At 69.7% G+C, this 20,599-nt stretch carries 18 protein-coding genes; 6 read left to right on the forward strand and 12 right to left on the reverse strand.

The features are described 5' to 3' along the window. The first annotated feature begins 5 nt into the window (after nucleotides 1-5). Nucleotides 6-3,767 (forward strand): proline dehydrogenase family protein, encoded by a 3,762-nt coding sequence (locus QRN19_RS16965; protein WP_285028353.1) that lies wholly within the window; start codon nucleotides 6-8, stop codon nucleotides 3,765-3,767. 82 nt (nucleotides 3,768-3,849) lie between these two features. Here QRN19_RS16965 and QRN19_RS16970 read toward each other — a convergent pair whose 3' ends face one another. Together QRN19_RS16970 and QRN19_RS16975 are read right to left on the reverse strand one after the other, a co-directional pair. After that, entirely contained in the window at nucleotides 3,850-4,200 is a 351-nt protein-coding gene (locus QRN19_RS16970) for a GntR family transcriptional regulator (RefSeq protein WP_285028354.1), read from the reverse strand. A gap of 89 nt (nucleotides 4,201-4,289) precedes the next feature. Beyond that, nucleotides 4,290-4,727 carry an Lrp/AsnC family transcriptional regulator gene (locus tag QRN19_RS16975; RefSeq protein ID WP_079706386.1) on the reverse strand — a complete coding sequence of 146 codons (438 nt, stop codon included), beginning with the start codon at nucleotides 4,725-4,727 and terminating at the stop codon, nucleotides 4,290-4,292. A gap of 162 nt (nucleotides 4,728-4,889) precedes the next feature. Here QRN19_RS16975 and ddaH point away from each other — a divergent pair, with 162 nt between their 5' ends. The 3 genes from ddaH (at nucleotide 4,890) to QRN19_RS16990 (ending at nucleotide 7,009) form a co-directional block, all read left to right on the forward strand. Further along, the gene (ddaH, locus tag QRN19_RS16980; protein WP_350224044.1) at nucleotides 4,890-5,771 is read left to right on the forward strand and encodes a dimethylargininase; all 882 of its coding nucleotides are present in this window, start codon (nucleotides 4,890-4,892) and stop codon (nucleotides 5,769-5,771) included. 131 nt (nucleotides 5,772-5,902) lie between these two features. Further along, on the forward strand, nucleotides 5,903-6,136 hold the full coding sequence (locus QRN19_RS16985) for a hypothetical protein (RefSeq protein WP_285028355.1): 234 nt from the start codon (nucleotides 5,903-5,905) through the stop codon (nucleotides 6,134-6,136). 114 nt (nucleotides 6,137-6,250) lie between these two features. Next, complete coding sequence (locus tag QRN19_RS16990; RefSeq protein ID WP_285028357.1) at nucleotides 6,251-7,009, forward strand: polyprenol monophosphomannose synthase; 759 nt, start codon at nucleotides 6,251-6,253, stop codon at nucleotides 7,007-7,009. 33 nt (nucleotides 7,010-7,042) lie between these two features. Here QRN19_RS16990 and QRN19_RS16995 read toward each other — a convergent pair whose 3' ends face one another. The 8 genes from QRN19_RS16995 to QRN19_RS17030 all read right to left on the reverse strand — a co-directional run bounded on the left by QRN19_RS16995 (nucleotide 7,043) and on the right by QRN19_RS17030 (nucleotide 16,334). Beyond that, nucleotides 7,043-7,735 carry an NAD(P)-dependent oxidoreductase gene (locus QRN19_RS16995; RefSeq protein WP_285028358.1) on the reverse strand — a complete coding sequence of 231 codons (693 nt, stop codon included), beginning with the start codon at nucleotides 7,733-7,735 and terminating at the stop codon, nucleotides 7,043-7,045. 117 nt (nucleotides 7,736-7,852) lie between these two features. Further along, a complete protein-coding gene (locus QRN19_RS17000) occupies nucleotides 7,853-9,193 on the reverse strand; it encodes an alpha-hydroxy acid oxidase (protein ID WP_285028359.1) in 1,341 nt (446 codons plus the stop codon). Continuing rightward, entirely contained in the window at nucleotides 9,186-10,022 is an 837-nt protein-coding gene (locus QRN19_RS17005; RefSeq protein ID WP_285028360.1) for a FadR/GntR family transcriptional regulator, read from the reverse strand. Before QRN19_RS17005 ends, QRN19_RS17000 begins: the two co-directional genes overlap by 8 nt. A 121-nt stretch (nucleotides 10,023-10,143) precedes the next feature. Continuing rightward, nucleotides 10,144-11,076 carry a 2-hydroxyacid dehydrogenase gene (locus QRN19_RS17010; RefSeq protein ID WP_285028361.1) on the reverse strand — a complete coding sequence of 311 codons (933 nt, stop codon included), beginning with the start codon at nucleotides 11,074-11,076 and terminating at the stop codon, nucleotides 10,144-10,146. Between the two features lie 9 nt (nucleotides 11,077-11,085). Then, complete coding sequence (locus tag QRN19_RS17015; RefSeq protein ID WP_285028362.1) at nucleotides 11,086-12,549, reverse strand: rhamnulokinase; 1,464 nt, start codon at nucleotides 12,547-12,549, stop codon at nucleotides 11,086-11,088. Next, complete coding sequence (locus tag QRN19_RS17020; protein WP_285028363.1) at nucleotides 12,546-14,585, reverse strand: bifunctional aldolase/short-chain dehydrogenase; 2,040 nt, start codon at nucleotides 14,583-14,585, stop codon at nucleotides 12,546-12,548. The genes QRN19_RS17015 and QRN19_RS17020 overlap by 4 nt, the downstream gene beginning before the upstream one ends. A gap of 201 nt (nucleotides 14,586-14,786) precedes the next feature. Continuing rightward, nucleotides 14,787-15,545 carry a DeoR/GlpR family DNA-binding transcription regulator gene (locus QRN19_RS17025; protein WP_285028364.1) on the reverse strand — a complete coding sequence of 253 codons (759 nt, stop codon included), beginning with the start codon at nucleotides 15,543-15,545 and terminating at the stop codon, nucleotides 14,787-14,789. Nucleotides 15,546-15,743: 198 nt separating this feature from the next. Further along, nucleotides 15,744-16,334, reverse strand: a complete 591-nt coding sequence (locus QRN19_RS17030; RefSeq protein ID WP_285028414.1) for a TetR/AcrR family transcriptional regulator — start codon at nucleotides 16,332-16,334, stop codon at nucleotides 15,744-15,746. A 148-nt stretch (nucleotides 16,335-16,482) separates the two neighbouring features. Here QRN19_RS17030 and QRN19_RS17035 point away from each other — a divergent pair, with 148 nt between their 5' ends. Further along, the gene (locus tag QRN19_RS17035) at nucleotides 16,483-17,316 is read left to right on the forward strand and encodes an alpha/beta fold hydrolase (protein WP_285028366.1); all 834 of its coding nucleotides are present in this window, start codon (nucleotides 16,483-16,485) and stop codon (nucleotides 17,314-17,316) included. Between the two features lie 162 nt (nucleotides 17,317-17,478). On the opposite strand, the gene rhaI is transcribed toward QRN19_RS17035, so the two are convergent. Both rhaI and QRN19_RS17045 read right to left on the reverse strand, forming a co-directional pair. Then, nucleotides 17,479-18,645 (reverse strand): L-rhamnose isomerase, encoded by a 1,167-nt coding sequence (gene rhaI / locus QRN19_RS17040; protein WP_202938747.1) that lies wholly within the window; start codon nucleotides 18,643-18,645, stop codon nucleotides 17,479-17,481. Nucleotides 18,646-18,727: 82 nt separating this feature from the next. Then, complete coding sequence (locus QRN19_RS17045) at nucleotides 18,728-19,087, reverse strand: L-rhamnose mutarotase (protein WP_285028368.1); 360 nt, start codon at nucleotides 19,085-19,087, stop codon at nucleotides 18,728-18,730. A gap of 217 nt (nucleotides 19,088-19,304) precedes the next feature. On the opposite strand from QRN19_RS17045, the gene QRN19_RS17050 reads away from it, so the two are divergent. Then, on the forward strand, nucleotides 19,305-20,597 hold the full coding sequence (locus QRN19_RS17050; RefSeq protein WP_285028369.1) for an MFS transporter: 1,293 nt from the start codon (nucleotides 19,305-19,307) through the stop codon (nucleotides 20,595-20,597). Nucleotides 20,598-20,599: the final 2 nt, after the last annotated feature.

Genomic DNA, 20,599 nt, shown 5'->3' on the forward strand with positions numbered 1-20,599 from the left:
GCAGCATGGCGAACGTTGCGAACGAGGGTCCCACCGAACCGGTCGGACTCGCGGATCGTGCGGTCGCCCTCGCGTCGAAATGGGTCGACGAAGGGGCGGAAGCTCCGACGGATCCCGCCGCCGAGCGGCTCGCCGGCGTGCTGCGCGATCCCAACGGTCTCGAATTCACCGTCGGGTTCGTCGACGGCGTCATGCGCCCGGAGGACCCGCTCGTCGCCGGGAACGCCCTCGCCGCCCTCGCTGGCCGGACGCCGCGGTTCCTGCCCTGGTACGAGCAGGCCGCCGTCCGCACGGGTGGTCTGGTCGGTCCGGTCCTGCCCTGGGTCGTCGTCCCTGCCGCACGCCGCGTCCTTCGGGGCATGGTCGGGCACCTCATCGTCGACAGCCGTCCTCGTGAGCTCGGCAACGCGATCGCGAAGCTGCGCGCCGACGGCTCACGGCTCAACCTGAACCTCCTCGGGGAGGCCGTCCTCGGTGAGGGCGAGGCTGCCAAACGGCTCGCCGGCACCCGCGAGCTCCTGCAGCGCCCCGACGTCGACTACGTGTCCATCAAGGTCTCGTCGATCGCCAGCCAACTCTCCATGTGGTCGTTCGAGCAGGTCGTCGACCGCATCGTCCGTCGCCTCGTGCCGCTGTACGAGGAGGGGCTCGCGACCGGCACCTTCATCAACCTCGACATGGAGGAGTACCGCGACCTCGACCTCACCATCGCGGTCTTCACCCGACTCCTCGACCAGCCGCAGCTGTTGCAGTACCACGCCGGTATCGTCATCCAGGCCTACCTGCCCGACGCGCTCGAGGCGATGATGCAGCTCACCGCCTGGTCGAAGCAGCGCATGGCAGCCGGTGGCGCGCCGATCAAGGTACGACTCGTGAAGGGCGCGAACCTCGCGATGGAGCGGGTCGACGCGGCGATCCACGGCTGGCCGCTCGCGACGACGGCGTCGAAGCGCGAGACCGACACCAACTACAAGCGCGTGCTCGACTGGGCGCTCACACCGGCGCACACGGACGTCGTACGGGTCGGGGTCGCCGGGCACAACCTCTTCGACATCGCCTACGCGTGGCTCCTCGCGGGCGACCGCGGTGTGCGTGAGCGTGTGGACTTCGAGATGCTGCTGGGGATGGCGACCGGTCAGGTCGAGGCCATCAAGCGGGACGTCGGGACGGTGCTGCTGTACACGCCCGTCGTGAACCCGAAGGAGTTCGACGTCGCGATCTCCTACCTCGTCCGCCGTCTGGAGGAGAACGCCAGCGAGGAGAACTTCATGTCGGCGCTGTTCGAGCTCGCCGAGAAGCCGACCCTGTTCGCGCGCGAGCGACGTCGGTTCCTCGCCTCGGTCGACGCCCTCGGCGAGACCGCCGGGCAGGTGCCGACCCCCAACCGGACGCAGGACCGCGCCGCGGAAGCCCCGGAGACGTCGCTGCACGACAACGACGGCGACGACCGCTTCCGCGATCCCGCGCAGGCGCCGGACGCCGGACTCACGCAGCAGGTCCTCGGGCTGGAACGCGGATCGAGTGGCGGCGAAGACCGCTTCCACGCCGACCCGTCCTCCGCGTACGTCGAGACGGCGGTCTTCTCACGTTCGGAGCGTGGTGGTGTCGTCGACGGTGCGCCCGGCTTCGAGAACACCGCCGACACCGATCCTTCGCTCGCGGCGAACCGGGCGTGGGGTGCGTCGATCCTGGCGCGCGTCCCGCAGTCGACCCTCGGTGGTGTAGCCGTCGCGGCCGCGGCCATCGACGACCCTCGCGTCCTCGAACGCACGATCACGATGGTCCGCGCCGCCGGTGAGCGATGGGGGGCGCGCCCCGTCACCGAACGGGCCGCCGTCCTGCACGCTGCAGCTCGGGTCCTCGCCGCCCGTCGGGCGGACCTCATCGAGGTCATGGCGAGCGAGACCGGCAAGACGATCGCCGAGGCCGATCCCGAGGTGAGCGAGGCCGTCGACTTCGCGCACTACTACGCGGCCAACGCGCCCCTGCTCGAGAGCGTGCACGGCGCGAGCTTCGTCCCCTCCGCGCTCACGGTCGTGACACCGCCCTGGAACTTCCCCGTCGCGATCCCGGCCGGAGGCGTCCTCGCGGCGCTCGCCGCCGGCAGCGGTGTGATCATCAAGCCCGCTCCACAGGCGAAGCGGTGCGCAGCCGTGGTCGTCGAGGCGCTCTGGGACGCCGGGGTGCCGCGCGACCTTCTCGTGCTCGCCGATGTGGCGGAGGGCGACCTCGGTCGTCGGCTCGTCTCCCACCCCGCCGTCGACCGGGTGATCCTGACCGGCTCCTTCGAGACGGCGCAGCTGTTCCGCGGGTGGCGCGCCGACCTGCCGCTGCTCGCGGAGACGAGCGGCAAGAACGCGATCATCGTCACGCCGAGCGCCGATCTCGACCTCGCCGTCGCCGACATCGTGACGAGCGCCTTCGGGCACGCCGGGCAGAAGTGCTCCGCCGCGTCGCTCGTGATCCTCGTCGGCTCGGTGGCACGATCCGACCGCTTCCTGCGGCAGCTCGAGGACGCCGTCCGCTCGCTCCGGGTCGGCTGGCCGTCCGATGCGCGGACGCAGATGGGGCCGATCGTCGAGCCGGCGGGGGAGAAGCTCCTCGCCGGGCTGACCGAGCTGCGCCTCGGCGAGAAGTGGCTCGTCGAGCCGAAGCTGCTCGACGACTCCTCGGTCAACTTCGGCCAGCCGAGCGAGCGCCTCTGGTCGCCGGGGGTCCGTACCGGTGTCCAGCCGGGCTCGCCCTTCCACCTCACCGAGTACTTCGGACCGGTCCTCGGTGTCATGCAGGCCGCGAACCTCACCGAGGCGATCGCCCTGCAGAACGCGACGCCCTATGGATTGACGGCCGGCCTGCACACCCTCGACCCGGTCGATCTCGGAGAATGGCTCGACACCGTCGAAGCAGGAAACCTCTACGTCAACCGAGGCATCACCGGCGCGATCGTCCAGCGCCAGCCCTTCGGCGGGTGGAAGCGCTCGTCGGTCGGGACCGGCACGAAGGCCGGCGGCCCCAACTACCTGTTCGGGCTCGGCGAGTGGCGACCGGATCCGGGCTCGGCGAGCCGCAGCCTGCACCTCCGTGGGCTCGACACCCGCATCGTGAAGCTCATCGAGGCGGCCCAGCCGTCGCTCACCTACGAAGCCTTCGACGTGCTGCGGCGCTCGGCGCTCAGTGACGCGATCGCGTGGGGGAACGAGTTCGGCGAGGTCAAGGACGTCTCGCAGCTCGGCGTGGAACGGAATCTCCTGCGATACCGGCCGGCCCCGGTCGCGGTGCGGGTGGCGTCCGGGGCCGATCTGGGCGATGCGCTGCGGGTGCTCATCGCCGCGGTGCGGTCGCGGTCACGGTTCACCGTCAGTCTCGGTGGGCGGTTGCCGCGCGAGGTCCGTGACTGGCTGTCGGAGCTGAGCATCCCCGTCTCGCTCGAGACCGACGAGCAGTGGCTGACCCGGATGGCGGCCCGCGGGTCGATCGACACGGGCGAGCTGGGCCAGGAGCCGCCGGTCGCGACCCGGGTACGGATCGTCGGTCCGCGTCCCGAGACGGTCGCGGAAGCGGAACCCGGAACGGAGGCCTCCGAGCCTGAGCCGCTCACGAAGCGACTCGCAGAGGCGCTCGGCGGCGACCCCGAGATCGCGATCTGGGGAGGGCCGGTCACGCAGGCCGGACGGGTGGAGCTGCTGCCGTTCCTGCGCGAACAGGCGATCTCGATCACGGCGCACCGCTTCGGCAACCCCGACCCCTGGTCCCAGGGCGTCATCTGAGCCTGGCCACGGTCTCGGAGTCCTCTCCCCGGTCTCGGAGTCCTTTCCCCGGTCCCTGAGCTTGTCGAAGGGCGAGGCGACGTCAGGCGCGGAGCGCGGCCTCCACGAGGGCGACGGCGTCCTCCGGCGAGACGCCGAGGTCCCGGATGCGGTCCGCGTACGCCGCCGCTGCCAGCTGCGCCTGCCGGTCGATCGCGTCGCCGTGTGCAGACACGAATGTCCCCGCACGCCCCCTGGTCTCGATGACCCCGTCGGTCTCGAGGAGCCGGTACGCCTTCGCGACGGTGTTCGGCGCGATCCCCAGCTCGTCCGCCAGCCCGCGCACCGTCGGGAGTTTCGCCCCGGTCGCCAGTCGTCCGTCACGGACGGCCTCGACCACCTGCATCCGCAGCTGCTCGAACACGCTGGTCCCGGCCTGAATCGTCCACTCCATCCGCCCATCTTGCCCGCGAACTGTCACGAATGGCGACTTCGGACGCGCCGCACTGTGCGTTGGTGACAGTTCGCGGGCCGGGGGAGGGGTCAGTCGATGTGGCGGTGGATGAGGCGGGTGAGGACGATCGCGCTGCGGGTGTGGTCGACGTTGGGGGCGATCCGCACCTTCTCCAGGGCGTCCTCGAGGGCGGGGATGTTGCGGGCCCGCATGTGCACGATGGCGTCGGCACTGCCGGTGACGGTGCCGGCGTCGACGACCTCCGGGACGCCCGAGAGGATCCGCAGCAGCTCGTTGGGGGACACGGTGCCGCGGCAGAAGAGTTCGACGTAGGCTTCTGTCTGCATGCCGTCGACCGTGGGGTCGACCTGGATCGTGAACGACTGGATGACTCCGTCGGCGACGAGGCGGTCGACGCGTCGCTTCACCGCTGAGGCCGACAAGCCCACGACCGTGCCGATGTCGCCGTAGCCGGCGCGTGAGTTCTGTCGGAGCAGGTCGATGATGCCGCGGTCGAGGTTGTCCATGAGACTCAGTGTAAGCGCAATCATTGCGTGAAAAACTGCCACTTCGCAGCATTCCTGCGCCAAACTCCGTGAAAACGCTGCGAATCGCATGCGATGATGAATGTGGCGTGCCCCCGGGCCCCTGGACCTCGTCCGCCGACCCTCGCTCGTTTGGAGGCCGACGTGTCGTCGACGCTCAATCACCCCACCCCCGCCACGCAGGACGCCGCGACCGGCACCCGCGTCGCGAACCGTCGCCGGTACCTCATGTGCCGGCCGGACCGCTTCACCGTCAGCTACCGGATCAACCCCTGGATGAACCCGGACGACCCGACCGACACCTCGCTCGCGGTGTCGCAGTGGGAGCAGCTGCACCAGGCCTACCTCGATCTCGGCCACCGGATCGACCTCATCGATCCGATCGACGGCCTCCCCGACATGGTGTTCGCGGCGAACGGCGGCTTCACGCTCGACGGCATCGCCTACGGGGCGAAGTTCACCTACGAGGAGCGCATCCCCGAGGGGGCGGCCTACATGGACTGGTTCGAGGCGAACGGCTTCCGCGTCGAGCGGCCGGAGTTCGTGAACGAGGGTGAGGGCGACATCATGCTCGTCGGCGACACCATCCTCGCCGGGACCGGGTTCCGCACCGATCCCCGCAGCCACGACGAGGTGCGTCGGATCTTCGACCGCGAGGTCGTGACCCTCAACCTCGTGAACCCGAGTTTCTACCACCTCGACACCGCGATCGCCGTGCTCGACCCGGTGGCTCCCGCCGACGGCTCACCCGCGAACATCGCCTACCTGCCGACCGCGTTCGACGAGGCGAGCAACCGCATCCTCGAGCAGCGCTACCCCGACGCGATCCACGTGAGCACCGAGGATGCTGCGGTCCTCGGCCTCAACTCGATCTCGAACGGTCGCGAGGTCGTCATCGCCGCCAGGGCCGTCGGGTTCGAGCGTCAACTGCGCGAGCGCGGGTACACGCCGATCGGTGTCGACCTGTCCGAGCTGCTCCTCGGTGGCGGTGGCGTGAAGTGTTGCACGCTCGAGCTGCGTGGGTAACCCTTCGACGAGCTCAGGGACCGGACCGGAGCGGCCCGGTCTCAGGCACCCTGGTCGGTGTCGAGGGGTTGCGGGTGCCAGTGGGGCGGCGTATACCTGCACTGACCGCTTGAACCTGAGGAAGGGCACCCATGGACGCCGGAGAACGACGTGACCACGAACGCGCGAACGCAGGGCGCTCCGGCACCCTGAGCGATGCGACGGGGTTCTGGGTCGTGATCGCCTTCGCCCTGTTCGGCGGCGGGATGTGGGCGTTCGGCGAGGCGTTCCGTACGGACGTCCTGCAGGCCGTCTGGTTCATGGGCGGCATCCTCATGATCGCGCTCGCCATCTTCATCCCGGCGCACTTCGCCAGCAACAACTGACCCCCAGCCGGACGTTCGCCGACCGTTCCCTGAGCGTCCGGCCGTCCGGTCGGAGGCCGCCGATACGGTCCTGTTCAGCGCGCTACGCTGGCTGAGCAGACACGAGGACGGCACATGGATTCCACGGTGGTCATCATTCCCACCTACAACGAACGCGAGAACCTGGAGAGGATCGTCGCGCGCGTCCGCGTCGCTGCACCATCCGTCGAGGTGCTCGTGGTCGACGACAACTCACCCGACGGCACCGGAGCGATCGCCGACCGGCTCGCCGCCGAGGACGATGCGGTACACGTGCTGCACCGCACCGGGAAGGAAGGGCTCGGCGCCGCCTACAAGGCCGGCTTCGCCTGGGCACTCGGGCGCGGATTCGGCAACGTGGTCGAGATGGACGCCGACGGATCCCACGCCCCCGAGCAGTTGCCGGCGCTCCTCGCGGCCACCGCGGAGGCGGACGTCGTCCTCGGGTCGCGCTGGGTCCCGGGCGGCACCGTCGTCAACTGGCCCAAGCATCGTGAGGCCATCTCGCGGGTCGGCAGTGCCTACGCCCGGTTCGCGCTCCGGCTCCCCGCCCGCGACGTGACCGGCGGCTACCGCGTGTTCAGTGCTGACGCACTGCGTCGGCTGCAGCTCGACGAGGTCCACAGCCACGGCTACGGCTTCCAGGTCGACATGCTCTGGCATGCGAATCGCGCCGGTCTGCGGATCGTCGAGGTGCCGATCACCTTCACCGAGCGGACGCTCGGGGCCTCCAAGATGACGAGCGGGATCGTCGTCGAAGCCATGCTCCGCGTCACCTGGTGGGGTGTCTGCGAACTGACGGACCGCATCACCGGGCGTCGTCCTGCAGCATCGCGGGCGGCCGCCGGCTCCTGAGCCGCAGTGGCGCCCGTCTCGGCGGGCGCCCCGTCAGCTGCGGCGCGGACCCGAGGAGATGACCGGTGCCGAGCCGATGAGGTCCTCGTCGTCGACCGCGTCGACGAGGAACGCGGCGACGTCGCAGCGAGGGATCCGGAGCGAGCTCGGCCAGCTTCCCGGCGGTGACGACACGACCGGGCGTCGGGCGTCGCTGGCGGAGAGCACGGTCGGATACACGATGGTCCAGTCGAGCTCCGAGCGACGGAGGAACGCGTCCGCCTGCTCGTGATCGGCGTAGACGGTGCCGAGTCGGAGGAAGTGCGTCGCCCAGCGGAGGCCGGCGGGGACGCTCTGGACCGACTCGCCGGCACCGAGCGCGGAGAGGAGGACGACTCGACGCAGGCCGCGCGAGCGCATCACGTCCGTCACGACCCGCACGGCGTTCGAGATGAGATCGGGAGGGCTCACCTGGCGGGCCCACGGCCAGTCGGACGAGCCGATGTTGCTGAGCGCGATGATCACGGCCTGCGCGCCACGCATGGCCTCCTCGACGTCCTCAGTCCGCAGGGGAGACCCCTGGACGATCGTCAGGCGGTCGCCGGGGACGACGGCAGCGGGGTCGCGGACGAGGGCGGTGACCGAGTGGCCGCGGCGGAGAGCCTCGCCGATGATGAGCCGCCCGGTGCGGCCGCTCCCACCGATCACGAGGAGCTGTGCCACCGTCGCCTCCAGATCGTCGAACACCGGCCCGACGGTGCAGGTGCTGCGACCGTCGGGACGGTTCCATGGTTCCCGAAGGAGCGACGGAGGGCATCGGGGACAACCCGTGGAGTGCGGCGGTGACCGGGTCCGGCCGGACGATCAGGCCTTCGCGGCCGCCGGCTTCCGGGCCGGAGCCTTCCGAGCCGCCGGTGCCGCGGGCTTCGCCGCTGCCGGACGACCGGCGCTCAGTGACGACTGTTCCGGCATCGGCTGCAGCGTCGTGAACCGCGACAGCTGGGTCACGTGGTGCGGCTGCAGCTCCTCCAGCGACGCGACACCGAGGAGCTTCATCGTGCGCACGATCTCGCCCGAGAGGATCTGGATCGCGCGGTCGACGCCCTCGCGCCCACCGGCCATGAGTCCGTACAGGTAGGCACGGCCGATGAAGGTGAAGCGCGCACCGAGGGCTACGGACGCCACGATGTCGGCGCCGTTCATAATGCCGGTGTCGAGGTGCACCTCGGCGTCCTTGCCCACCTCGCGGACGACGCTCGGCAGGAGGTGGAACGGGATCGGTGCGCGGTCGAGCTGACGGCCGCCGTGGTTGGAGAGCTGGACGGCGTCCGCACCGAGGTCGACGGCGAGCTTCGCATCGGCGACCGACTGGACGCCCTTGACGATGAGCTTGCCCTTCCACTGCTCGCGGATGTACTTGACCTCGTCAGGACCGACGGTCGGGTCGAACATCGTGTCGATGAGCGCCGCGACGGTTCCCGACCAGCGGTCGAGGCTCGCGAAGGCCAACGGCTCCGTGGTGAGGAAGTTGATCCACCATGCCGGGCGGGGGAGCGCGTCGACGATGGTCTTCGGGGTGAGCGACGGCGGGATCGTCATGCCGTTGCGGACGTCGCGCAGGCGGGCGCCGCCGACGGGGGTGTCGACCGTCACGACGAGGGTGTCGTAGCCGGCCGCTGCCGCGCGGTCGACGAGCGCCATCGACCGTTCGCGCTCGCTCCACATGTAGAGCTGGAACCAATTGCGGCCACCGGGTGCCGCCGCCGTGACGTCCTCGATCGAGGTCGTGCCCATGGTCGACAGGGTGAAGGGGATGCCGGCGGCCGCTGCGGCGGAGGCTCCCGCGCGCTCGCCCTCGGTCTGCATCATGCGGGTGAAGCCGGTGGGAGCGATGCCGAAGGGGAACGCGACGCGCTCGCCGAGGACGTCCCAGCCGGTGTCGACGTTCGCGACGTTCTCGAGGACGGCCGGGTGGAACTCGATGTCCTGGAACGCCTGCCGTGCCCGCGCCAGCGAGATCTCGCCCTCGGCGGCGCCGTCGGTGTAGTCGAAGGGCGCCGTCGGCGTGACCTTCTTCGCGATCGCCCGCAGATCGCTGATGGTGGTGGCGGCCGCCAGGCGTCGCTTCCGGGCGTTGAACTCCGGCTTCTTGAACTGCATGAGCGGCAGGAGGTCGTGGGGCTTGGGGATGCGGCGTTCAACCATGGTCTGTCTCTTCTTTCCGCGAACTGTCGCTTGAGGTGGGTGTCGAGGGGTGCGGACTGTCGTCTTGTGACAGTTCGCGAGCCTGGTAGTAGTTGGTGATGTGGGAGCGGACGGACTGGCGGGCCAGCTCGGCGTCGGCCTGACGGATCGCCTCCACGATGCCCCGGTGCTCGGCGCGCAGGCGGTCGGCGGTGGCCGACCACGAAGCCAGTTGGGGGACGCCGGCCAGGACGTAGCGCTCGATGGAGTCGCGGAGGCCCGACATCGTGGCGACGAGGACCTGGTTGCCCTCCGCCTCGGCGAGCGACAGGTGGAACTGCGCGTCGAGGGCGAGGAACTCGGCCTCTGTGAGGGTGGGCTGGTCCATCGCGTCGAGCAGGGACTCGGGGTGCGCGAGGTCTGGCACAGCGGCCTCGGCACGCGATGCGAGACTGTGGACGACCGCGGTCTCGATCACGAGCCTGGTGTCGACCACGTCCTGGACGGCGAAGCCCTGCGCGGCGACCTGGAGCCGCATGAGGGTGGCCATGCCACCGGACGGCGTGGCGACGATGATCGCGCCGGCGGTCGGGCCGGATCCCGTATGGGTGCGGATGAGCCCCAGGACCTCGAGGACGCGGATCGCCTCGCGGACACTGGATCGACCGACGCCGAGGTCGATCGCGAGCTGTCGTTCGCCGGGCAGGCGGTCGCCGGGGGTGAGGACGCCGCTGAGGAGGTCGGACTCGATGCGGGCGAGCACGACTTCCCAAGCCCGGGGCTCCGCCGCTGTGGCCGCGGGCGGTGCCGCCGGTGCCACTGCCGACGCGGCTGTCGCTGGTGCGTTCATCGATCCTCCTTCGACGCTGCGGTGTGGTCAGACCACAAACCTTACCTCTTGAACCGATTCAACGCGAGCTGTCGCCGCAGATTTTTCCGAGAAGGGACTCCGACGAACGTCGGCGCCCGCCTCAGGTGCGGAGGACGATGTTCTCCGGCTCCTCGTCGGCCAACAGGTGTTCGATCTGTCGCCGGAGGAGGCGCGCCATCCGCGGCAGCATGGCGCTCGTCGCGCCCCCGATGTGCGGGGAGACGAGCACGTTCGGCAGGGACCAGAGCGGATGGTCGGCGGGCAGCGGTTCGGGGTCCGTCACATCGAGCGCCAAGCGGATGCGCCCACTCGTCGCATGCTCCACCAGTGCGTCGGTGTCGGCGACGGGACCGCGGGCGACGTTCACGACGAGGGCGTCGTCGGGCAGTGCCGCCAGGAAGGCGTCTCCGATCAAGCCGCGGGTGCCGTCGGTGAGCGGCACGACGACGATGACGATCTCAGCGTGCGGCAGGAGTCCGGGCAGCTCGTCGATGCCGTGGATCGGCCCCCGCTCGTCCTCCCGCGCGCTCGACGCCACCCGGGTGACCTCGACCTCGAACGGGAGCAGCCGCTCCTCGATGGCCGCACCGACCCCGCCGTACCCGATCAGGAGCACGCGGCGGTCGGCGAGGCTCGGGCGCTGGCTCTGCAGCCACTCGCCCGTCCGCTCGGCGCGCACGAAGTCCGGGATACCCCGCTGCGAGGCGAGGATGAGCCCCACCGTGAGCTCAGCTGTTGAGGTCTCGTGAACGGTCGCCGCGTTGGCGAGGGTGATGCCCGTCGGGAGGAGGTCCGCGAGGCCGTCGTAGCCGATCGACTGCACCTGGACGAGCTTCGGCGTCACCGCGGCGACGTTCGCGAGCGGCTTGTTCGAGCCGAGGTACACGGGCACGACGAGGTCGATGTGCTCGACCGGAGGTTCGGCGCGCAGATCCCATTCGACGAACTCGACGCCCTCGGGGAGGGGGCCCTGCGACAGCACCTCCTCGCGCAGGTCGGCGGGCAGGCTGACGATGAGTGGAGAAGCGGTCATGCTGCGACGCTACCGGCTGACGGACGTGGAGCCGGCAGGCTTGCGCGGCTCGTAGCGGGTCGGCTCGAAGGAACGGGCGACGAGGGCGCGCAGGGTCTCGAGGTCGCCGTCGATGATCCCCACGGCCCTGGCCTGCACGAGGACGTTCCCCAGCGCCGTCGCCTCGACCGGGCCGGCGATGACCGGGATCCCCGCGCGGTCGGCCGTCAGCTGGCACAGGAGCGTGTTCTGGGATCCGCCGCCGACGACGTGGATCGCGCGCACCTCGACCCCGGACAGCTCGGAGGCCGTGTGGACCGCATCCGCGAACGCCTGCGCCAGGCTCTCGATGATGCACCGGACGAACTCGGCACGGGACTGCGGTACTGCCCGCCCGTGCTCGGTGAGGAACTCGGCGATGCGCGACGGCAGGTCGCCGGGGGCGAGGAACCGGGGGTCGTTCGCATCGAACACCGAGACGGGTGCGTCGACCGCGGCGGCCTGGGCGATGAGCCCGGGCAGGTCGATCGTCTCGCCACCGCGCTCCCAGGTGCGCACCGACTCGCTCAGGAGCCAGAGTCCCATCACGTTGTGCAGGAAGCGGGTGCGTCCGTCGACGCCGCCCTCGTTCGTGAAGTTCGCCGCTCGACTCGCCTCGGTGAGGACCGGTCGTTCGAGCTCGACCCCGACGAGTCCCCAGGTGCCGCACGAGATGTAGGCGGCATCCGGGGTCGTCATCGGGACGGCGACGACCGCTGAGGCCGTGTCGTGTGAGCCGATGGCGGTGACGGGCGTGGACGAGGGCAGACCGACCTCGGCGGCGACTGCTTCGAGGAGCGTCCCGATGCGATCGCCCGGCTGGACGATGGGCGGGAGGACGGCCGCCGGGATGCCGAGTCGGGCGAGGAGTCCGGCGTCCCACCTGGTCGGTTCGCCGGCGCGGACGAGGCCGGTGGTCGACGCGTTGGTGGCCTCGGCGACGCGGGCACCGGTCAGCCAGTGCGCGATGAGGTCGGGCACCAGGAGCGCGGTGTCGGCGACGTCGAGCATGCCGGCGTCGCGCTCGGTCGCGAGCTGGTAGACGGTGTTGAACGGCAGGAACTGGAGACCGTTCGCGCGGTAGAGGTCGGCGAAGGGGACCGTTCCGTGGACCGCCTCGACACCCGCCGCCGTCCGTTCGTCGCGGTAGTGGAACGGTGCGCCGAGGAGGCGCCCCTGCCGGAGGAGGCCGTAGTCGACCGCCCACGAGTCGATGCCGATGCTCGCGAGGTGTGGCTCCTGCTTCGCCGCGCCCGACAGCCCTGCGATGATCGAGCGGTACAACTCGAGGATGTTCCAGTGCAGGCCGTCGGGTGTGCGGACGGGCGTGTTCGGGAACCGCGCTACCGGTACGAGGCGCAGCTCGCCGGGGCCGACGTGACCGAGCATGACCCGCCCGCTCGTGGCCCCGAGGTCGACCGCTGCGACGGTGCCGCTCCGGCCTGCCGCGCTCATCGCAGGAAGGCTGCAGCCACGCCCGCGTCGACGGGGATGTGCAGTCCGGTCGTGTGGCTGAAGTCGCTCGTGCAGATCGCGAAGACCGCGTTCGCGACGTTCTCGGGGACGACCTCGCGCTTGAGGATGGTGCGCTGCGCGTAGAACTTGCCGAGGTCCTGCTCGTCGATGCCGTACGTCTTCGCACGGTTCGCACCCCAGCCTGAGGCGAAGATGCCGGAGCCGCGGACGACGCCGTCGGGGTTGATGCCGTTCACCTTCACACCGTACTCGCCGAGCTCAGCGGCGAGGAGGCGGACCTGGTGTGCCTGGTCGGCCTTCGTCGCGGAGTAGGCGATGTTGTTCGGGCCCGCGAACACGGAGTTCTTCGACGAGATGTAGACGATGTCGCCGCCGAGCTTCTGGTCGATGAGCACGCGTGCGGCGGCCTTCGAGACGAGGAACGAGCCCTTCGCCATGACGTTGTGCTGGAGGTCCCAGTCGGCCTCGGTGGTCTCGAGGAGCGACTTCGACAGCGAGAGGCCGGCGTTGTTGACGACGAGGTCGAGCCCGCCGAAGGCGAGGACCGTCTCGTCGATCGCGGCTCGGACGGCGGCTTCGTTCGAGACGTCGGCGGCGATGCCGATCGCGACGTCCGTGTCACCGAGCTCGGCCGCCGCCGCCTGCGCCTTCTCCAGCGAGAGGTCGGCGATCGCGACGACCGCGCCCTCCGCGACGAGACGCGTGGCGATGGCCTTGCCGATGCCGGATGCGGCACCGGTGACGAGCGCGATGCGGGTCGCGAGTGGCTTCGGCGCAGGCTGACGCTGCAGCTTCGCCTCCTCGAGTGCCCAGTACTCGATCGCGAACTTCTCGGCCTCGTCGATCGGCGCGTAGGTCGAGAGCCCCTCGGCCCCGCGCATGACGTTGACGGCGTTGACGTAGAACTCGCCGGCGACGCGGGCGGTCTGCTTGTCCTTGCCGAAGCTGAACATGCCGACGCCCGGGACGAGGACGATGAGCGGGTCGGCGCCGCGGATGGCCGGGCTGTCGGCCGTGGCGTGGCGGTCGTAGTAGGCCTGGTAGTCCTCGCGGTACGCCTCGTGCAGCGTGCCGAGGCGCTCGATGACCTCCTCGACGCTCGCCGTGGCGGGCAGGTCGACCGTGAGCGGCTTCACCTTGGTGCGGAGGAAGTGATCGGGGCAGCTCGTGCCGAGCGCGGTGAGGCGCGGGTGCTCCGACGACGCCAGGAAGTCGAGGACCTCGGGGCTGTCGGTGAAGTGGCCGACGACGGGGCGGTCGGCGGAGGCGAGCCCGCGGATGGTCGGGGCGAGCGCTGCCGCCTTCGCGCGACGCTCGGCTTCGGGGAGGGCGGCGTAGCCGTCGAGCGCCGGACCGAAGGGCTCGGGGCGGGAGTTCGCGTCGATGTAGGCGGCCGCGGTGTCGATGATCCAGAGGGAGTTCGCCTCGGCCTCCTCGGAGGTGTCGCCCCAGGCGGTGATGCCGTGCCCACCGAGGATGGTGCCGATCGCCTGAGGGTTGTCGGCCTTGATGGCGGCGATGTCGAGGCCGAGCTGGAACCCGGGGCGACGCCACGGGACCCACACGACCTTGTCGCCGAAGATCTTCGTGGTGAGTTCGGGGCCGTCGGCGGCGGTCGCGATGGCGATGCCGGAGTCGGGGTGCAGGTGGTCGACGTGGGCCGCGTCGACGAGGCCGTGCATGGCGGTGTCGATCGACGGGGCCGCGCCACCCTTGCCGTGCAGGGTGTAGTCGAAGGCGGCGACCATCTCGTCCTCGCGGTCGAGGCCGGGGTAGACGTCCTGCAGGGCACGCATGCGGTCGAGGCGGAGGACCGCGAGACCCTCGGGCTTGAGCGTGCCGAGGTCGCCGCCGGAGCCCTTGACCCAGAGGAGCTCGACCGGCTCGCCCGTGACGGGGTCGATCTCGGTGCCCTTGGCCGAGGTGTTGCCGCCGGCGTAGTTGGTGTTCTTCGGGTCGCTCCCGAGGCGGTTGCTGCGGGCGATGAGCTCTGCAGCGGTCGGGTTCACGGACATTCGCACTCCTTCGTCGGGGCACGTCCGTGCCCGGTGTTCAATCGTGTTAAGTATGACAAGAAGTCACAGACTGCACAAGGCGCGATCGGAGTGAACCGTTCACAACTCAGGAGCACTCAGGCGTGTGGCGCCCTGCGCGCGCCATGACGCGGGCGACGCGCCGCGGTCGTCCTGAGTTGTGAACGGTGGGGCGGGTGGTGGTCAGAGGAGTTCGACGGCGTTGCGGTAGGCGTCGAGCGCGGGGTCGGCGGGGTCGAGTTCCGTGACGAGGAGGTCGACGTCCGTGAGGGCGAAGCCGACCGCCATCGCGCGCTGCCCCAGCTTCGAGGCCGCGGCGACGAGGATCGTCTCGTCGGAGGCGCGGGCGAACGCCTGCTTGACCTGCGCTTCTTCGAGGGTGACCTCCGAGCTGCCGACGGTCGGGTCGACGGCGGCGGCCGACAGGAAGAAGCGCCGGTAGAGGACCGATGACGCCACTTGGCAGGCGATGGGGCCGATGAAGCTGTCGGTGCGCGACTCGGCTTGGCCGCCGACGAGGATCGCGGTGACCTCGCGGTTCGCGCCGGCGAGGAGGAAGTTCGGGTAGGAGTTGGTCGCCACCGTGAGGGTCGACTCGCCGAGCAGCCGACTGATGCCACCGGCCGTGCTGGAGGCGTCGATCGCGATCGCGCCGTCCGTCGGGATGAGTGACCGGAGCTTCTCGACGATGGCGCCCTTCTGGCGGACGCCCGTCGCGGACCGTTCGGTGAAGGTCCGCGGTCGCAGGGTCGGGATGGCGCCGCCCCGGACGCGCCGCACCAGGCCGAGCTGCTCCAGGTCGGCGAGGTCGCGTCGCACGGTCATCGAGGACACGTCGAGCTCCGCAGCCGCGTCGTCGAGGCGGATGCTGCCGTCGCGTTCGAGGATCGCCGTCAGCCGGGTCCGTCGTTCCTCAGCGCCGAGCGTGCCGGTCGTGGCCATGCCGCACCCCCTGTCCATCGGTGTCGGACGTGTCTGTTCGTGTCCGTCTCAACAGGATGTCACAGCGGGGAGGTCGTCGGACGGTTCCCAACTCAGGACCACCCCGGCGCGTCGCCGACGTGACGCGGCGTGGCGTGCGCGGCGCGCCGCGAGCGTCCTGAGTTGTGGACCGCCGTGCATCACGAGCGTACGGGTGATTCAGGAGGCGGCGTCGATGAGCGTCTCGGCGGCGCGACGAGCGTGCAGGGCGGCCTCGGGCGAGCCGGTGATGGCGGCGGTGGTCTGGGCGCCCTCGGCGAGGATCGCGAGCTGGGGAGCGAGTGATGCTGGCGCGCCGGCGTCGGCGACGAGGTCGGCGACGTAGTCCTGGAAGGAGGCCTTGTGTTCGCGGGTGATGGTGGCGACCGCCGGCGAGACGCCCCCGAGCTCCCCGAAGGCGTTGATGAACCCGCAGCCGCGGAACGAGTCGTCACTGAACCAGCCAGCGAGGTAGTCGTAGACGGCCAGGAGTCGGTCGCGGGGTGTCTCGGCGTCGTCCACGAGCGTGCTCACGCCGGTGGTCCAGAGCTCGTGCCGGCGCTCCATGACCGCGAGGACGATGTCCTCCTTGCTCGGGAACTCTGAGTACAGGCGCTTCAACGACACGCCGGCCGCCGAGCGCAGTTCGTCCATACCGACGGACTGGATGCCCTTCGCGTAGTACAGGCGGTCGGCGGCGTCGACGATGATGTCGCGCACGGATGCCGGTGTCGCGGGTGCGGCCGCCGGGCTCGGCGACGCGATCGTCATCGTCTGTTCGCTGGTCATTCCATCAGTGTACTTGCATTGAGAACGATCGTTCCCTATGCTGATGGACACCGAAGAGAACGATCGTTCTCAATTCGGGGCGTGGAACCGGGCGACGAGTCCGGACGCCGAAGACGAAAGGAATCGAACCATGTCGTTCATCACCGTCGGAACCGAGAACAGCACCGCCGTGGAGCTCTACGTCGAGGATCACGGCAGCGGCCAGCCCGTCGTCCTCATCCACGGCTACCCCCTCGACGGCTCGTCGTGGGAGAAGCAGACCGCGGCGCTCCTCGACGCCGGCTACCGCGTCATCACCTACGACCGCCGCGGCTTCGGCAAGTCCTCCAAGCCCACCGAGGGCTACGACTACGACACCTTCGCCGCCGACCTCAAGGCCGTCGTCGACGGGCTCGACCTCCACGACGCGGTCCTCGTCGGCTTCTCGATGGGCACCGGCGAGGTCGGCCGCTACCTCGGCACCTACGGATCGGAGCGCGTCGCGAAGGCCGTCTTCCTCGGATCGCTCGAGCCCTACCTGCTCCAGACCGACGACAACCCGACGGGTGTCCCGCAGGACGTGTTCGACGGGCTCCTCGCCGCCGTCACCGACGACCGCTACGCGTTCTTCACGAGCTTCTTCGAGAACTTCTTCAACACGGACGAGAACCTCGGCTCGCGCCTGAGCGAGGAGGCGCTGCGGGCCAACACGCAGCTCGCCTACGACGCATCGCCGTACGCCTCGGTAGCGGCTCAGCCGACCTGGCTGACCGACTTCCGGGCCGACGTCGCGAAGATCGACGTGCCGTCGCTCATCGTGCACGGCACCGGCGACCGCGTCCTGCCGATCGACTCCACCGGTCGCGTGTTCGCCAAGGCGCTGCCCTCCGCCGAGTACGTCGAGATCGAGGGCGCGCCGCACGGCATGCTCTGGACCCACTACCGCGAGGTCAACGAGCAGCTGCTCGCCTTCCTCGCGAAGTAGTCGGCTCTGTCGGTTCGCAATTCAGGTCCGTTCCGGCGCGTCGGCGAACTCGGTCGGCGCGCCCGGGTGACACGCCGCGCGCGTCCTGAGTTGTGAACGTCCAGATGTGGAAGAAGCCCCGCGACCGGGATGGTCGCGGGGCTTCGTCGTGCTCGGGTGTGCCTACGCGCCCCAGCTCGCCTGGGTCCCGCCGACGCGCTCCTCGGCGATCTGCTGCTGGTAGCCGGAGGCCAGGTAGGCGCCGAACGGGTCGGCCGGCAGGCCGCGGCTCTCGCGCCAGGCGGCGAGTGGCCCGCGGACGTCGGTGTAGAACGCGTCCATGAGGATGCCGTTCGCGCCGAGGACGTCACCAGCCTCCTGCGCCGCGGTCAGTGCGTCGCGGTCGACGAGCAGTGCGCGCGCGGTCATCTCCTGCACGTTCAGCACCGAGCGGATCTGCCCGGGGATCTTGTCCTCCACGTTGTGGCACTGGTCGAGCATGAACGCGACCGGTGAGTCGTCGTCGAGGCCGCCGCCGCGGACGACTTCGTAGAGGATCCGGAACAACTGGAACGGGTCGGCTGCACCGACGATGAGGTCGTCGTCGGCGTAGAAGCGCGAGTTGAAGTCGAACGAGCCGAGCTTCCCGAGGCGCAGGAGCTGGGCGACGATGAACTCGATGTTCGTGCCCGGCGCGTGGTGGCCGGTGTCGAGGCAGACGAGGGCCTGGTCGCCGAGCTGGGCCACCTGGGCGTAGGACGTTCCCCAGTCGGGGACGTCGGTGTGATAGAACGCCGGCTCGAAGAACTTGTACTCGAGCACGAGCCGCTGCTCCTCGCCGAGGCGGGCGTAGATCTGCTGGAGCGAGTCGGCCAAGCGGTCCTGCCGGCCGCGGATGTCCTGCTGGCCCGGGTAGTTGCTGCCGTCGGCGAGCCAGATCTTGAGGTCCTGCGAGCCGGTCGCGTGCATGACGTCGATGCAGGCGAAGTGGTGGTCGATCGCCTTCTGACGGATCGCCGGGTTGCTGTGGGTCAGGCTGCCGAACTTGTAGTCCTCGTCCTGGAAGGTGTTCGAGTTGATCGTGCCGAGCGCGACGCCGTGGTCCTCGGCGTAGCGACGGAGTGCGCTGAAGTCGTCGACGAGGTCCCACGGGATGTGGAGTGCGACCTTCGGCGCGAGGGCGGTGAACTCGTGCACCTTGGCGGCGTCGGCGATCTTCTCCTCGGGCGTCCGAGGGGTGCCGGGCGTCGTGAACACCTTGAAGCGGGTGCCGGAGTTGCCGAACGCCCAGGAGGGGAGTTCGATGGCCTGCTTCTCGAGCAGGGGGGTGATGGTGTCGAAACTGGTCATGGTCACTTCTCTGTGCGTGTTCCGGTGGTCTGAGGCGCGTTCACGGCGCTGGTTGCAGCATACGTGAATCGTTTCAATGATGCTACTCGTGCAGGGCGGCGAGCTGATCCTCGAGGTGGAACACCTCGGTGAGCTGGAGGAAGCCCTGGTCCGGCGGGAGGTCGAGGTCGACGAAGAACTCGCCCATCTCAGCCTGCCAGCGGGCGTTGACCTCGGTCTCGGCCATGCCGGCCTGGGCGGCCTCGAGGGATGCCGTCTCGAAGTACCCGATGAGGAGGCCGTCGTCGCGGACGAAGAGCGAGTAGTTGTACCAGCCCGTGTCGGCGAGGGCCCGCAGCATGTCGGGCCAGACGGCGGCATGGCGTTCGCGGTACTCCGCGAGGCGCTCGGGTTTGACCTGGAGCTGGAAGCACACGCGGTGCAGGGGTCGGGCACTCGTCATCGAGGCGCACCTTTCGGTTCGGTTCACGGACGCTCTGAATCGATTCAGAGGATCGCAAGCAGCGTATCCGGGCGATCGGCCTCGGGTCAACGGACCGGATGGTCGGCGGTCTGAAGGTCTGGACAGGGTGCATCGACCGTTCGATGGTCAGGGCGCGCCCGTCGTCTGCGCCGATCACCCCTGGACACCCCGGAGCGAAGTCCCTAGCGTGGATCGCATGGCTGCCGACGACGCGCCACCCGATGCACCCACGATCGACGGTTCCGACGGTTCGGAGGAGACGACCGTCGCCTCGGAGAGCCCGCGCTGGCGTCGCGATGTCGCGGTGTTCCTGTCCGGACAGACGGTCTCACTGTTCGGCTCGATGCTCGTGCAGTACGCGATCATGTGGCACCTCACGCTCGAGACGAAGTCCGGTGTCGTGCTCGCGTTCGCCGCCGTCGCGGGGTTCCTGCCGCAGGCGGTCGTGTCGATCTTCGGCGGGGTGTGGGCCGACCGCATGAACCGCAAACTGCTCATCATCGCGGCCGACGGGTCGATCGCCATCACGACCCTCGCGCTGGCGATCTTCCTCATCAACGGCGCCGCCGACCTCTGGCTCATCTTCCTCACGCTCGCGATCCGTTCGGTCGGCGCGGGCATCCAGATGCCGGCGGTGTCGGCGCTCATTCCGCAGATCACGCCGACGGACAAGCTCATGCGGGTCAACGGCATCAACGGATCCATTCAGTCGGCCATGATGCTCGTCGCCCCGGCTGCGGCCGGCGCGCTGTACGCGAGTGCGTCGCTCGTCGCGATCTTCTTCGTCGACGTCGTCACGGCCGCCATCGGGATCGGGCTGCTGCTGCTCGTGCCGGTGCGGACGCTCGTGCGGTCGGGCGAGCGCCCCGGCTACTTCGCGGACCTCACCGAGGGCGTGCGATACGTCTGGCACCACGGCTTCGTGCGCTGGCTGCTCATCCTCTTCGCGATCGTGTTCCTGCTGGTCGTCGCGCCGTCCTACCTCACGCCGCTCATGATCGCCCGCACCTTCGGCGACGAGGTCTGGATGCTCACCGTGAACGAACTCGCCTTCAGCGTCGGCATGGTCGGCGGCGGAGCCATCATCGCGATCTGGGGCGGCACCAAGAACCGCGTGCTCCTCATCGTCGGGTCCTCGGTGGTGTTCGGGGCGCTGTCCATCGGGCTCGGACTCTCGACCAACCTCTGGGTCTTCTTCGGCTTCATGTTCCTGCTCGGGATCGCGGTGCCGTTCTTCTCGACGACATCGATGACCCTGCTGCAGGAGCGCGTCCAACCGGAGCGGCAGGGTCGCGTGTTCGGGTTCGTCGGCATCGTCATGGCGGTGTCGATGCCGCTCGGGATGATCGTGTTCGGGCCGCTCGCCGACGTCGTCTCCGTCGAAGTGCTCCTCGTCGTCGCCGGCGTGCTCACCTTCGTGGTGCTCGCCGTCGCCGTGCTCGTGCCGTCCGGTCGACGGGCGATGGCCGAGGTGACGAAGCAGCCGTGACC

Source organism: Plantibacter sp. ME-Dv--P-122b, from assembly GCF_030209375.1.
Taxonomy (GTDB): domain Bacteria; phylum Actinomycetota; class Actinomycetes; order Actinomycetales; family Microbacteriaceae; genus Plantibacter.

Coding starts and splice junctions, on each gene's coding strand:
- QRN19_RS16975 (WP_079706386.1), bottom strand. CDS start 4,727: ATGGACAACCTCGACCGCGGCATCATCGACCTGCTCCGACAGAACTCA.
- QRN19_RS17035 (WP_285028366.1), top strand. CDS start 16,483: ATGTCGTTCATCACCGTCGGAACCGAGAACAGCACCGCCGTGGAGCTC.
- QRN19_RS17015 (WP_285028362.1), bottom strand. CDS start 12,549: ATGAGCGCGGCAGGCCGGAGCGGCACCGTCGCAGCGGTCGACCTCGGG.
- QRN19_RS17030 (WP_285028414.1), bottom strand. CDS start 16,334: ATGACGATCGCGTCGCCGAGCCCGGCGGCCGCACCCGCGACACCGGCA.
- QRN19_RS17010 (WP_285028361.1), bottom strand. CDS start 11,076: ATGACCGCTTCTCCACTCATCGTCAGCCTGCCCGCCGACCTGCGCGAG.
- QRN19_RS17000 (WP_285028359.1), bottom strand. CDS start 9,193: ATGGTTGAACGCCGCATCCCCAAGCCCCACGACCTCCTGCCGCTCATG.
- QRN19_RS16965 (WP_285028353.1), top strand. CDS start 6: ATGGCGAACGTTGCGAACGAGGGTCCCACCGAACCGGTCGGACTCGCG.
- rhaI (WP_202938747.1), bottom strand. CDS start 18,645: ATGACCAGTTTCGACACCATCACCCCCCTGCTCGAGAAGCAGGCCATC.
- QRN19_RS17020 (WP_285028363.1), bottom strand. CDS start 14,585: ATGTCCGTGAACCCGACCGCTGCAGAGCTCATCGCCCGCAGCAACCGC.
- QRN19_RS16990 (WP_285028357.1), top strand. CDS start 6,251: ATGGATTCCACGGTGGTCATCATTCCCACCTACAACGAACGCGAGAAC.
- QRN19_RS17025 (WP_285028364.1), bottom strand. CDS start 15,545: ATGGCCACGACCGGCACGCTCGGCGCTGAGGAACGACGGACCCGGCTG.
- QRN19_RS16970 (WP_285028354.1), bottom strand. CDS start 4,200: ATGGAGTGGACGATTCAGGCCGGGACCAGCGTGTTCGAGCAGCTGCGG.
- QRN19_RS17050 (WP_285028369.1), top strand. CDS start 19,305: ATGGCTGCCGACGACGCGCCACCCGATGCACCCACGATCGACGGTTCC.
- QRN19_RS16985 (WP_285028355.1), top strand. CDS start 5,903: ATGGACGCCGGAGAACGACGTGACCACGAACGCGCGAACGCAGGGCGC.
- QRN19_RS17005 (WP_285028360.1), bottom strand. CDS start 10,022: ATGAACGCACCAGCGACAGCCGCGTCGGCAGTGGCACCGGCGGCACCG.
- QRN19_RS17045 (WP_285028368.1), bottom strand. CDS start 19,087: ATGACGAGTGCCCGACCCCTGCACCGCGTGTGCTTCCAGCTCCAGGTC.